Genomic DNA, 13,653 nt, shown 5'->3' on the forward strand with positions numbered 1-13,653 from the left:
GGCAGGTCCAGCGCCCAGGCGACCAGGTGCGGGGCGCCCCGGCGCAGCGCGAGTTCGACGAGGTCGCGGCCCTGTTCCGGGGTGAGGGCGCGGTGGCCGAGGCGAGCCATCCGCTCCAGGTCGGCGTGTTCGGCGGCGAGGCCCTCGCCCGCCCAGGCGCCGAAGGAGACCGACAGGGCGGGCAGCCCCAGGGCGTGCCGGTGGTGGGCGAGCTGGTCGAGGAAGGCGTTGGCGGCGGCGTAGTTGGCCTGGCCCGCGTTGCCGACGACCCCGGCTGCGGAGGAGACCAGCAGGAACAGGTCGAGCTGTAGGTCGGCGGTGAGCCGGTGCAGGTGGGCGGCGCCGTCGGCCTTGGGGCGCAGCACCCGCGCGAGGCGTCCGGGGGTCAGCTCGGCGACCACCCCGTCGTCCAGGACGCCGGCGCAGTGCACGACGCCGCGCAGTTCACCGGCGACGGCACCGACGATGCCGGCCAGGGCCGCGGCATCGGCGACGTCGCACGCCGCCACCTCCACCTCGGCACCGAGCGCTGCCAGTTCGGCGGTGACCTCGGCCGCGCGCGGGTCGTCGGCGCCGCGCCGGGACGTCAGCAGCAGGCGGGGCACGCCCCGTTCGGCGAGGAGCCGGGCGATGTGGCGTCCGACGGCGCCGAGGCCTCCGGTGATCAGCACGGTGCCGTCGATGGGTATCCGCACGCCGTCCCGGTCCGCGCCACGGGCGCGCACGAGGCGCGGCACGAGCAAGGTGCCCGTACGCGAGGCGAGTTCGGGCTCGTCCCCGTGAGCGACGGCGGCGATCAGGGCGGCCGCGGGATCGGTGCCGTCGAGGTCGAGCAGCGTCAGCCCGAGGTCCGGATGCTCGGCACGGGCGCTGCGCGCCAGGCCCCACAGCACCGACTGGGCCAGGCCCGGCACCGTGTCCCGCTCCCCGGCCGCGACCGCGCCGCACGTCACCCAGACGGTCCGGGCGGGCGCCTTTTCCTGTGCGAGGAGTGTCTGCAGGTCAGCCAGCGCGGCTTCCGCCATCTCCCGTGCGGCGACGGCCGGTTCGGCGTCCTCGGCCGGTCGTGGCCAGAACCGTACGAGCACTTCACCGCCGGTGTCGCGGCACTGGATGCCCGCGGCTTCGAGGCCGCGCAGGGCCGCACCGACCTCCGGGTCGGACGAGCCGCCGACGACCCTCCAGTCACCGGCCGGTGCCTCGGCGGCCGGTTCGGGCGCCGCCGTCCAGGCCACCTCGTACAGGTGCCGCCCGTTGCCCGAACCGCCGGCGAGGTCCGCCGGGCTCGCGGCCCGCAGCCGTACCCCCTCCAGCCGGCCCGCGGGGAAGCCGTCACCGTCCCACAGCGTCACGTCCAGCGTGAGATCCGTGTCGGCGCCACCGGTGCGCCGCACGGACACGGTGAGCTCGTCGGCACCGGCGTGCGACAGCGCGGCGCGGCCCACGGAGACCGGCAGGAGCACCCGGGCGTCGGAGGCGGCACCTTCCAGGGCCGCGGCGACGTGCAGCGCGGCGTCCAGCAGCGCCGGGTGGACCGGGTAGGGGTCGGCCAGGTCGTGGGCCACGGACGGCAGCGACAGCCGGGCCAGCAGCTCGCCCGCGCCGGTCACCACCGCCTCCCGTACGCCCTGGAAGGCCGGACCGTAGCCGAGGCCGAGCCCGGTCAGCCGCTCGTAGGTGTCCGGGCTCCAGGCGGGCTCCGCCGCCTCCGGCCACACCGGCGTCTGCCCGGCCGCCTCGGTTGCCCCGGCCGCGGAGGCGGTGGCGTGCAGGGTCCAGCCGGTGGCCTCCTGGCCGCGCGGGCGGCTGTGCACGGTGATCTCCGGTGCCGGGCCGGCGGTGACGACCTCGACGGACACCTCGGTCGTGCCGGAGGCGGGCAGGACGAGGGGTGCGAGCAGCAGCAGGTCGGTCACGTCGGCCGGGTCGTCCGGGCGGGCCACGGCGAGGGCGGCGCGGCACAGCTCCAGCAGGGTCGTGCCGGACACCACGGTCCGGCCGAACACGGTGTGGTCGGACAGCCAGTCGGCGGTGGCCGAGGACCACTCGTTGCGAAAGGTCCAGCGGGTCTCGTCGGCCGACTGCAACTGGACGCCGAGCAACGGGTGCGCGGCGCGGTCGAACAGACCGGGGACGCCCGCGGCGGACTCGGGTTCGATCCAGTGGCGCCGGGTGTCCCAGGCGTAGGTCGGCAGGTCCGCCCAGGTGGCGCCGGGGACCAGGCGCCGCCAGTCCATCCGCCGTCCGTGGACGTGCAGTTCGGCGGCGGCGCGGTCCAGGCAGGCGGGTCCGTCCTCGTCGCGGCGCAGGGAGCCGACGGCGACCAGCTCGTGTCCGCGGTCCTCGCCGATCGTGTGCAGGGCGGTGAGCAGGGACGGGTGCGGGCTGAGTTCGACGAAGTGGCGGTAGCCGTCGGCCGCCATGCGCTCCACGGTGGGCGCGAAGCGGACGGGTTCACGCAGGTTGGTGTACCAGTAGTCGGCCTCCAGTTCCTCGGTGACCGGCTCACCGGTGACAGTGGAGTACCAGACGACCGACGTGGGGTACGTGGTCACGCCGTCGAGTTCGTCGAGGATCGTCGCACGGACCGGCTCGACCTGGGCGCTGTGGGAGGCGTAGTCGACGTCGAGGCGGCGGACGAAGACCTGTTCCCGGTCCAGGTCGGCGAGCAGGCCCTCCAGCGGCTCCACGTCACCGGCGATCACGGTCGCCCGGCCGCTGTTCACGGCGGCGACCGAGACCCGGCCACCGAGACCGTCGAGGCGGGTGACGACCTCGGTGTGCGGCAGGCCGACGACGGCCATGGCACCGGTGCCGGACAGCTCGGTCAGGGCGCGGCTGCGCAGGGCGACGACCGCGGCCGCGTCGTTGAGGCTGAGCGCGCCGGCGACGCAGGCCGCGGCCACTTCGCCCTGGCTGTGCACGATCACGGCGTCCGGCCGGACGCCACGGGCCCGCCACACGGCGGCCAGGGACACCATCACCGCGAAGAGCACCGGCTGGACGACGTCCACGCGGTCCAGGGACGGGGCTCCCGCCTCGCCGCGCAGGACCGCCGCCGCGGACCAGACGGTGAACGGTCGCAGGGCGGCGTCGCAGCGGTCGAGTTCGTCGGCGAACACGGCATCGCCTTCGAGCAGGTCCCGTGCCATGCCGGCCCACTGGGCGCCCTGTCCGGGGAAGACGAAGGCGACCTTGCCCGCGGGCAGCGTCCGCCGGGGGCCGGCGGTCAGGCCAGGGTCGGGCCGGCCTTCCGCAAGGGCCCGCAGCGCGGTCAGCAGTTCGTCCCGGTCGGCCGCCCGGACGACGGCACGGTGCTCGAAGTGAGTGCGGTGGTGGGCCAGCGTGGCGGCCACGGCGGGCAGCGCCAACTCCGAGTGCACGACAAGGCGTTCGTTCAGTCGAGCCGCTTGTGCCTGGAGCGCGGGAAGCGTGCGGGCGGAGAGCGGGAAGAGCGTCGGGCCGGGCAGCTCCGCCTCCGCCCCGGTCTGTGCGACGACGTCCTGCGGTGCCTCCTCCAGCACGACGTGGGCGTTGGTGCCGCTGATGCCGAACGCGCTCACCCCCGCCCGCCGCACTCGGTCGCCGCCGCGCGGCCACGGCCGGGCGCTGCCGTGCACGGCCAGCCCGCTGCCCGCCCAGTCGATGTGCTCGGTGAGGGTCTCGGCGTGCAGGGAAGCCGGTATGAGCCCGTGCCCGAGGGCGAGCACCGTCTTGATCACGCCGCCGATGCCCGCGGCGGCCTGGGTGTGACCAATGTTGGACTTCAGCGAGCCGACGCCGAGCGGCCGGTCGGCGGGGCGGCCCGGCCCGAACACGGCGGCCAGTGCGCGGCCCTCGATGGGGTCGCCGAGCCGGGTGCCGGTGCCGTGCGCCTCGACGTAGTCCACCTCGCCGGGTGCAAGTCCCGCGGCGTCGAGGGCAGCGCGCAACACCCGTTCCTGCGCCGGGCCGTTGGGGGCGCTCAGCCCCTGGCTGCGGCCGTCCTGGTTGATGGCCGAGCCCTTGACCACGGCGAGCACCCGGTCGCCGTCGCGTCGTGCGTCGGCGAGCCGCTTGAGCAGCACCACACCGCAGCCCTCGGCCCACACCACACCGTCCGCGTCGGCGGAGAAGGGGCTGCACCGCCCGGACGGCGACAGCCCGCGCAGCCTGCTGAACTCCACGTGCCCGCGCGGGGTCACCAGCAGGCTCGCGCCGCCCGCGAGCGCGAGGTCGCACTCACCTGCCGCCAGCGAGCGGGCCGCCAGGTGCAGGGCGACGAGGGAGGAGGAGCAGGCGGTGTCGACGGTGACCGCCGGGCCCTGCAGACCGAGGGTGTAGGCGATGCGCCCGGAGGCCACGCTCGGCGCCGAGCCCGTTCCGACGTGCCCGTCGAGCCGGGCCAGCGAGGCGGAGGCGAGGTATCCGCTGTCGTACAGGCCGATGTAGACGCCCGTGGAGCTGCCGTGCAGCGTCTCGGGGACGATCCCGGCCCGCTCGATCGCCTCCCAGCTGGTCTGCAGCAGCAGCCGCTGCTGCGGGTCCATGGCGTCGGCTTCGCGGGGCGAGATCCCGAAGAAGGGCGCGTCGAAGCGGTCGATGCCGTCGAGGAAGCCGCCGCGCAGCGTGTACGCCTTGCCGGTGGCCTCGGGATCGGGGTCGTACAGGCCCTGGGTGTCCCAACGGCCCGCCGGTACTTCGGAGATGGCATCCTCGCCGGTGGCAAGCAGCCGCCACAGCCCTTCGGGGTCGTCGGCACCGCCGGGGAAGCGGCAGGCCATGGAGACGATGGCGATGTCGTCCTCCGCCACCCGCGCCGGAGTCCCGGCCGAGGCGGGGTCGGCCTCCGGGGCGGCCGGCTCGCCGAGGACCGCGTCGGCCAGCGCGGCGATCGTGGGATGGTTGAAGACGAGCGACGGCTCCAGGGGCCGGCCGGTCCGTTCGGAGAGTTCGGCGGCCAGCGTCACCAGCTGCCGTGAACCGAGCCCGAATTCCGCGATCGGCCGGTCCGGGTCGACGGCGAGCGGGTCGAGTCCGGCCGCCTCGGCGACGGCCGACCCCAGCCAGGCCCGTACGTCCTCGGCGGTGGCGAGGGGCATGGTGGTGGACTGCTTCTGGTGCTCGTTCGCAGGCATGTGGGCAGGCGTCCTCAAGCAGCGGTGATGCGGGCGGATTCCGCACGACCGCATGCGGCAGCGGCGTACGGCTGGAATCGGGTGACGTACGGCCGCGGAGGGCGGGCGTACGGCCGGTGCGACGGCGGGCCGCCGCCGGCGCGGGCATGCGCCGGCGGCGCAGGGGTCAAGCCGTGACGGGCACGCCGACCACGGAGAGGGTGCCGTCGAGGTACGCCGCCCGGGAGGCGCGGCGCTGGATCTTCCCACTGGACGTCTTCGGGATGGTGCCGGGGTGGACCAGTACCACGTCCCTCACCGACAGGCCGTGAGCCTCGCCGATCGCGCTGCGCACCAGGTCGGTGATCTTCTCGGCCTCGCCGGCCGCCTCGGGCGCCACCTCGGCCACCACGACGACCTGTTCGCCCTCCACGCCGCCGGCGTCCACGGAGAACGCGGCGGTGCAGCCGGGCCGCAGTGCCGGGTGGGACAACTCCGCGGACAGCTCCAGGTCCTGCGGGTAGTGATTGCGCCCGTCGATGACGACGAGGTCCTTCAGGCGGCCGGTGACGAACAGTTCGCCGTCACGCAGGAAGCCGAGGTCGCCCGTGCGCAGGAAGTGGCCCTCGCGGCCGGTGAGCGTGGCGCGGAAGGTCTCGCGGGTGGCCAGGGTGTTGCGCCAGTAGCCCTTGGCCACGCTCGCGCCGGCGACCCAGATCTCACCGACCTCGCCCTCGGGCAGTTCCTCCTGCCGCTCGGGGTCGGCGATCACCACGGTGATCCCCGTCCCGGGCCGGCCGCAGCCCACCGCGGCCGCGCCCGCCTCACCGGCATGCGGGCCGCTTTCGGCGGCCGCCACCAGGGTGGGCGGGGCGTCCACCGCTCCGCCGGTGACCATCAAGGTGGCTTCGGCCAGGCCGTAGCAGGGGTAGAACGCCTCACGGCGGAAGCCGGCCGCGCGGAAGGTCTCGGTGAACCGTCGCAGCGTGGCCGCGCGCACGGGTTCGGCACCGTTGAAGGCGACCTTCCACGCGCTCAGGTCGAGGCTGTCGACCAGGTCGTCGGTGGCGTGCTTCAGGCACAGCTCGTAGGCGAAGTTGGGGCCGCCGCTGGTGTGCGGCCGGTAGCGGCTGATCGCGGTCAGCCAGCGGTCGGGGCGCTGCAGGAAGTGCAGCGGCGAGAAGAGCGTGGCCGTGGCGCCCAGGTACAGCGTGTTCAGGATCGGGCCCATGAGGCCCATGTCGTGGTAGACGGGGAGCCAGCTGAGGATCAGCTCCCCGCCGTGCTCCGCGAGGGCGTCCGGGGTGTGACCCATACGCTCGGTGATGATCCGCTCGTTGTCCAGCAGGTTGCCTTGGGTGACCACCACACCGCGCGGGGCGGAGGTGGACCCCGAGGTGTACTGCAGGAAGGCCACCGAGTCGGCGCTGAGGTCGGGAGCGTGCCAGGAGCCCGCAGCGTCGTCGGGGATGTCCTCCGTGGCGACGCAGGTGACCGCGTCCAGTTCGGGCAGGTGCTCGGTCCAGGTGCGCAGGGCGCCGATGACCTCCCGGCCGCCCAGGATCACCTTGGCGTCGGAATCGGCCATCAGACGCTTCATCCGGGTCAGGGCGCGGTGGTTCTGCGACCGTCCCTGCGGGGGCACGCCCGGCACGGCGACCACGCCGGCGGCGAGGCAGCCCAGAAAGGCGGAGACGAACTCCAGGCCCGGCGGATGGAGCAGCAGGGCGCGCGAGCCGGCCAGGCCGCGGTCCTGAAGCCAGGCGGCGACGGCCCGGGAGCGGTGGGCCAGTTGTCCGTAGGAGATCTCCTGGATGTCCCCGTCGCAGTCGCCGGTGAGGAGGTACCGGTAGGCGGTACGGTCGGGCTGTTGCTGGGCGTGTACGGTCAGTAATTCGACCAGGGAACGAGCCATGATGTCGAGTCCCACCTGTCCGGGTCAGCGGGTGAGGGAACTGGAGTTCGACGGCCGCGTCATGTGCACGCACAGAAGCCGTTTGACCCGGCCCCCTTGCCAGGTCATCCATCTCGCCACCCCCCGGCGGCGAGACGGGCACAGGTCTCCCCGTGTCCCCCCACTCAACTTGCTACCAATGAGTAACATGATAACAAGTCCCACGGGTCGACAGGTCGAACGCATGTAAACGCTGTGTGTCCAAAAGGAGTTGGCTGTCCGCCGGCTCCGCCGGGCCGGCTCGCCCGCCCACGCACCGACGCCCGCCCGACGACCGGAGCCGGCCGAGCACGTCCGCCGTGCCGTCGGCCGGCTGCAAGGCGTCCTGCACCGTGGCGTGGACCATGCCGCGCTTGCGCATCACGGCCCGATGGCCGGACCGGCACGGGAGCCCGACGGATCACTCCGTACAACTCGACCTTGGACTTCGGCCCCATCGGCACCACCACACAGCGGGGGGATGCCGCACCGGAGGGGTTGATGATGCGTGGGCCGCCGCACCGATCCGGTCATCGGGCCTGCCCACCACGTCCCGCGCGTCCAGCGCCACCGGATGGTCCTCACCCAGCCGCGCCCCGGCCCGGTCGGCGACGGAATGCGGGAGCACCATGGCCACGCCGCAGTCCGCTGTCTCGTGCACCTGCCGCACCAGCCGCACGCCAAGGGCCGCCGACAACTCCCCCGGTGCCGTCTCCAGCAGGCGCGAACCGTGCGGGGCCAGCAGGGCGAGCGGGCGGCGCACCAGGGGCGCCTGCGTGCCCCGCTCTGGCAGCGCCTCCTCCACCAGCCGTACGGCCACCTCACCGAGGACGCTGCGCTGCCCGTGGGAAGTGCCACGGCCGCCCATGCCGTGCACGACGTACATCGCGCCACCGTGGCCAGCCCCGGCCATGCTCAGCGCCTGGCAGAGTTCCGTCCGGTCGCGCAGCGGCCTGGGCGGGCGCCCGACAAGCGCAACACGGACGGAGTCGGGGGCGGTCGGCCTGGATCCGCCGACGTCTGAAAGATCCGACCCTGCTCCGACGCCGGCGCCCCCGTTCGCTCATCGCTCGGTGATGTGCTGGTCGCGTCCGGCTTGGTAGACCCGGCCGCTGCCGGAGACGTCGGCGTTCAGCCGGATATCGACCGAGGGTCGCTGGTCCGTGAGCTGCGGGGTCATCTCCGCCAACGGTCGTCGATCTCGGGCCCCATGACCGCCTCCTTGTCAAACAGCCGCCGATAGTGGTCCGAATCCGGCGTCTTCGGCTTGGCAGTGAAGACGCCGCGGACCTCGCGGTCCTCGCAGTCCTCGCGGCCCCCCCTGCTGCTCGTCACAGCGCCGCTGCGACGGCACGCGCGGCGGCGGTGGCGGCCAGGAGGTGCCGTACTCCGGCAACAGACCTCTTACACCTCAGGCGGGGTGCCTCATTGCGGGATTCGGGCGCGCCGGGGCGTCCGGGGGTACCAGGTGTCAGGACGTGGAGGCCGGTTTCTGCGGCTCCAGGGAGTTGCCCGCGGGTATGTGGCCGCAGTCGGACGGGGCCGTCCTGCCCGCGAACCGGTCACTCAGCCAGCCTAGTTCGCCGGACGCCCAGGCCACGGCTGTGGGGACGTGGCTGAGCAGGTTGTACTGCTGGTACTTGATCGACTCGTTGCCGGTGGAGCAGTACTGCCGGGCGAGCGCGCGGACGTCTCCGGCGACCATGACCCCGTCGCCGGATCCGATACCCGCAGGGTTGCTGAAGGTTCCCTCCGTGACGCCCTCGCCGCCCTGGGCGATGAACCCGGGCACGGTCGGGGTGGCGGCCGACCCGAGGTTCATCTTGTTCACCGCCTCGACGAAGGGGAGCACCGAGTTCGGGTCGGCGTACTGCGGCTTCATCATCTTCTTCCACGTCAGCCCGGGGTAGTGGCCCAGTGCGTCGAGGAGCGAACCGTGCTCCTCCAGCCTGTTGTACACCTCCAGGCCATAGCTGCTCAGGTACGGCTTGAGGTCGATCCTGTACGCCCGGCCGGCCCCGATGATCGCCATGGGGATGACACCGGACCACAGGAGGGAGCCGTCGACGTACGTGAGATTGTGGGCCGGGTCGACGAGCAGGCCGCCTTCGGCGAAGCCCACCAGCCGCTCGTTCACATCGGGCGCGTAGCTCGGCGCGAGCGCGGCCGCCCAACCAGTCGCGATGGAACCGCCTGAGTAGCCGAGCAGGCCGACCCGGGTGTCGGCATTCATGCCGGTGTCCGCGGACGACCGGGTCGCGGCCCGGATCGAGTCCAGCGTGTTGGCCGCGTACTCCGGCCCGGCCGCGAAGTCGGCGGTTTGCCCCTCGGTGTCGGGGATGACGACGTTGTAACCCTGCAACAGCAGCGGCACCAGGAAGAGGTTCTCGGAGTTGGCCATGACACCGCCCAGACTGACGTCACCGGCGACGGCCCGGGACGGCCCGTCCGCAGGGTCGAGGGAGTCGTAGTACGACTGATAGGACACAGCCATGCTGCTTTCGCCTCGCAGACTGCGCACCACCGTAGTCACGTTGGCAGTCGGCCGGCCCTGCGCGTCGGCCGTGCGGTAGAGCAGTTGGACCGCCTTCACCGGAGTGGGAATGCCCTCGATGTGGTACGTCAGTGTCCGCTTCTTCAGCACGGTGCCGGGCTCGTACGAGGACAGCGGCTTGCCGCCGTCGTAGGTGTAGAACGGGTCATCCGCCGCAACCTTCGACGGTACGGAAGGAGCGGCCACGGCCGCGGCGGCCGGAGTGGCGGTAACGGCCAGGGCGGCAACCACTGTGGTCGCCAGGTACCGAACGGTGCTCTCTCTCATGACTCCCCCGGGATCGTGAAACAGGCCACGCAGTTGATGCCGATTCAAGTTACCAACAGGTAACACCTCTGTATAGAGTCACGCGAAAGGAGCCCGTCGCTCGGCGCTCAGGTCAGTGCCCGTGGACGGGGTCGTCCGGTCATGACGCGAGGGCGAGGTTGTGCATGTGGGCAACGGCCTGGACCGCGTGATGGAGACCTCGCCACGCTGGCGGCAGTCGCGGAGGATCTTGTAGTTCTCCATCCGGCCGATGGCATGTTCCTGGCGGGCACGGGCCCGAAGTGCGGCTCGAGCCGGGCCCAGGTCCCACGCGCTCTGACTGTCGTGACCTGGTTGAGCGTTGGCTGACCGCTTTGCTTAGGGGTGGTACAGACCTGCTCGCTGAGATTCCCCACCCACCCGTCGCCGTCGCGCATCCCCTCATCCGGTCCTGACGTGCGGCACAATCGCGGTCGACTGGGCGGACAACGGTGAGGGTGGGAACGTGGGGCGTCTTGGCTCGCGAAGCAGGCGTAAGGGCATACCGAACGAGCCGGCGCTGCTGGCTGCGGCTGCCGAGAATCCCGGTGGCAGCGTCGCCGAGATCGACCCGACGTATATCGACGACCCGAACGGCTACGTACCTCCCGAGGCGATCCGCGGCGCGTGGTTGGTGGACAGCAGCGGGAAACTGACAGGTGAGTACCAGGAGAATCCCCGTCACGGGGTGCCACAGGACGACTTCAGCAAGCTCACTGATCCTGATCACTGGCTTGGCTGGCTCGGCGATGATCCCGCGACCGCCGTCCGCAAGGGCATCGAAGAGTCCTTGCGCGCCCAAGTGGCAGACGCAGTGCTTGAGTGGGTCAAGATCCTTGAAACGCCCCGGTTTCTCACGGGTGGGCGTCGACATTCTCAGGACGAACAAGTCATGTTGGTCACCCGAGCGGCACTCGCCGCGCCGTTTGCGTTGTCCGTGCGCACAACGCAGCACGGGCGTTCCATCCTCCTGGGAGTGTTCTCCTGGGCGGCGGTGAACCTCTCACCGCCCGGAGTCCGCAAGGATCGGCACTGGTTTGACCTGGGCGTCGGGCTGGACTGGGCCGGTGAACGGCTTCAAAAGCGGATCTACGAGATTGACGGTGAGGACGGCACCGCCGAGCGATAGAGCGGCAATGCCACGCCGTACCAGCGATCGGAGCGGACACATGACGCCGTAGGCGCCCTTGAGGGGAGGGGCCGTCCGAACCCTCAACTGGCGGGCGAATCCAGCCCATCCGTTCACCGCGCAACCAAGTGGGGAATGCAAGCAGCCCTGGGGATTTCTCTTCACGTTCACAAGGCGGATCACCGCCACGCCGTCGTGACGCGGGAGGTGGTCCCCGGGACCGCCTCGCCAAGGGCGGATGGCCGGCCGGCGACCTGACGGCCGACGCCCCGCCCGGTGCTCACCTCGGGCAGGCCCTCGCACAGATCCTGGCCGCGGCCATGGCCAGCGAGACCTCGGCATCGGCGAGCTCGCCCGGCCGACCCAGGCAAGCCACCCCACGGTCCGGGCAGTCCTTGGTGGAACCCGGCTGCCCGCCTCCCCCACAGTCCTCCTGCTCGGACTCGCGCTGGACCTTCCGCTGTACCCACCGGGCCCTTTCGAGCAGCTCCGGCCCACGGCCGGCAACTGACCGGGCAGCTGCAGCTTCCCCCTCCCGGCTTCATGGACCTGGAGTGAGGGAACGTACTGCCTCCCGGAGCCACCGGCCGCCTGGGCACGTACAGGCGCCGGTCCGCCCTCGGTCCTCGGCCTGAGGGCCGGCAGGTGGATCCCGCTGCGGCCCGCCCCCCTAGAAGGGTTCGGCGGCCCGCAGGAGATCTTGCGGAAGGTAGGGGGACTCGACGCGGATGGCCCAGCCGCGGCGGCGGGCGTGGCAGGCCAGGGCGAGGATGTCCAGGTTCACGGAAGCGGCCGGATCGTCGGCGCGGTCGGCGACTTGGTAGTAGTCGCGGTGGGCTTCGAGCGCGTCGGCCAGGGCCAGGTTGAAGCTTTCCTCGTCGCCCTCCACGAGTTGTGACAGCAGCACGGCCGGCGGCATGGCGAAGCCCCAGTCCGTGGCTTTCTCGGCCTGTTGCAGCGCCCGCTGCGCGGCCGGTTCGGGATCGGTGCCCTTCAGGTAGGCGTGGAGGGCTTCGCGGTACGCGCTGAAGGCGGAACCGTCCGGGCCGGCGAAGGTGGGGCCGGTGAGGACCAGCGGGGCGAGGTCCTCGCGTGCGCCGGTGATGAGGGCGAAGGCGGTGGCCGTCTGCCAGTTGCCGGCTCCGGCCTCCTCGTCCCGCTCGGCCGGGTAGCGCAGCGTGCGGCCGCCGACAGTCACCTCGGCCTCGGTGCCCGGCTCCGCGAGGGCGATACGGAAGAGAGCCGCCCCTGCCTGGGAGGCCAGCCGGAGGTTCTCGAGCAGGGCGTCTGTGACCGCGGAGTCTCCCGCACGCCACTTGAACAGACGCTCCTGATCACCCATGACGTCGCCGAGCCGCCAGACGGCGAGGGGTTCTCCGTCGGCGGCGGTGAACGCCTCCTGGACGTGTTCCTCGTACCTGGCCTCCATCTGCGGGCTTACCGTCCGTGCGCAGGCTGGCCGTTCCACGACCAGCGGGCCCGCGGCGAGCGCGGCGACCGCGTCCGGGCGCCGGTTCCGGCCGAACCCGCCGACCCGGGGGCCTCGGGTCTCGAAGCCGGTGATCAGCGCGTGCGGGAGGTAGTCGGTGCGGACGGCCGGGGCCCAGCCCAGGGTCCGGTACGCGAAAGCGGCGAGGGCGATGGGAACGAGCGGGAGGAGAGTGCTCGGGGAGGCCGCCGGGCCGTGCAGGGCGGAGTGCCTGGCCAGGAGGTCGGCCAGCGCGGCATCGAAGGCTTCCCGGTCCTCGGCGGTCAGGGCGCGCAGCGTGAGCAGCGCCGCACTGTCCGGTCGGTCCAGGAGCGGCTCGCCCGTCTCCTGGGATCGGGTTCGGACGCGGTCCAGGGCCGCGTCGACGGCGGTGAGCTTGGCCTGCGCGCTCGGCGGATACTCCTCGTCGTTGCCGGTGTCGTCCAGCACCACGGCCATCAATCCCGTAGCGAGCTCGCCGACGGGCGTCCCCTGCGCCTTCTCTGCGAACTTCTCCCGGGCGAAGTGGAAGGCCTCGCCATGCCACTTGGCTCTGTCCCTGAGGACCGTCAGGCAGAGCGCATCGATCCACTCCCCGGGCGTGACGCTCTCCTCGGGGGCATCCTCACCGGGGTCGTAGCTCATGCCGAAGTTCACGTAGTCCAGGAAGACCTGGAAGCTGCAGTGCGGGTGGTAGGCGGCGTAGGCGACGGCGCCGACCGCTGCTTCGGATGCGTCCTTGAGAGCGGCCTTGGCCTCCGGGGTGTCGAGGTCGGGTGTCTCGACGGAGAGGGCGCCCAGGTAGTCGAGGAACTCGTCCGCGATCGACTGCCATTCGTAGGTGGCCATCCGGCCGCCCCTCGACATGGACCGCACCTGCCCCCCGATGCGGTTCGTGAAGTCCTCGCGTGCTGCCGACACGACGGCCCCGCCCACCTGGTGACGCTCTATTCGCACTGCCCTGCTCCTTGGTAGATCTCTGCGAAAGCCAGCCTAGGTGGGAGATCTGACAGGCCAGCCACTGCTGTGACCGTGGCCCTGGCCGGACCGCGCCGGGGGGTTTCGTGGCAGGTGCGTCAGCGGCGGTGCGTGCCGTGCCGCCTCTGGAAGCCTCGCGAGCCCGGGGGTGGCCGGAGACTTCGCGCGCGCGTGTTCAGCCGAGGCCTGTACCCCCAGTGGCCGGACAAC

At 72.2% G+C, this 13,653-nt stretch carries 6 protein-coding genes and 1 pseudogene; 1 reads left to right on the forward strand and 6 read right to left on the reverse strand.

Features of this window, described 5'->3' with window-relative positions; genetic code table 11:
* The 5 genes and pseudogenes from ABT288_RS30775 to ABT288_RS30795 all read right to left on the reverse strand — a co-directional run.
* Window positions 1–5,117 (reverse strand): SDR family NAD(P)-dependent oxidoreductase (locus tag ABT288_RS30775; protein WP_351614561.1); only part of this gene is annotated, 5,117 nt, incomplete at its 3' end.
* 166 nt (window positions 5,118–5,283) lie between these two features.
* The gene (locus ABT288_RS30780) at window positions 5,284–7,011 is read right to left on the reverse strand and encodes a fatty acyl-AMP ligase (protein WP_351614564.1); all 1,728 of its coding nucleotides are present in this window, start codon (window positions 7,009–7,011) and stop codon (window positions 5,284–5,286) included.
* Window positions 7,012–7,450: 439 nt separating this feature from the next.
* The gene (locus tag ABT288_RS30785; protein ID WP_351614567.1) at window positions 7,451–7,915 is read right to left on the reverse strand and encodes a hypothetical protein; all 465 of its coding nucleotides are present in this window, start codon (window positions 7,913–7,915) and stop codon (window positions 7,451–7,453) included.
* A gap of 585 nt (window positions 7,916–8,500) precedes the next feature.
* Complete coding sequence (locus ABT288_RS30790) at window positions 8,501–9,850, reverse strand: lipase family protein (RefSeq protein WP_351614570.1); 1,350 nt, start codon at window positions 9,848–9,850, stop codon at window positions 8,501–8,503.
* A 139-nt stretch (window positions 9,851–9,989) separates the two neighbouring features.
* Window positions 9,990–10,129, reverse strand: a pseudogene (locus ABT288_RS30795) (IS5/IS1182 family transposase); the annotation flags it as partial.
* 205 nt (window positions 10,130–10,334) lie between these two features.
* On the opposite strand from ABT288_RS30795, the gene ABT288_RS30800 reads away from it, so the two are divergent.
* Window positions 10,335–10,997, forward strand: coding sequence for a hypothetical protein (locus ABT288_RS30800; RefSeq protein WP_351614572.1), 663 nt, complete (start codon window positions 10,335–10,337; stop codon window positions 10,995–10,997).
* 670 nt (window positions 10,998–11,667) lie between these two features.
* Here ABT288_RS30800 and ABT288_RS30805 read toward each other — a convergent pair.
* A complete protein-coding gene (locus tag ABT288_RS30805; RefSeq protein WP_351614649.1) occupies window positions 11,668–13,401 on the reverse strand; it encodes an immunity 49 family protein in 1,734 nt (577 codons plus the stop codon).
* Window positions 13,402–13,653: the final 252 nt, after the last annotated feature.

It is taken from the genome of Streptomyces sp. NPDC001093 (assembly GCF_040298985.1).
In the GTDB taxonomy this organism is placed as follows: domain Bacteria; phylum Actinomycetota; class Actinomycetes; order Streptomycetales; family Streptomycetaceae; genus Streptomyces.

Coding starts and splice junctions, on each gene's coding strand:
- ABT288_RS30780 (WP_351614564.1), bottom strand. CDS start 7,011: ATGGCTCGTTCCCTGGTCGAATTACTGACCGTACACGCCCAGCAACAG.
- ABT288_RS30785 (WP_351614567.1), bottom strand. CDS start 7,915: ATGTACGTCGTGCACGGCATGGGCGGCCGTGGCACTTCCCACGGGCAG.
- ABT288_RS30790 (WP_351614570.1), bottom strand. CDS start 9,850: ATGAGAGAGAGCACCGTTCGGTACCTGGCGACCACAGTGGTTGCCGCC.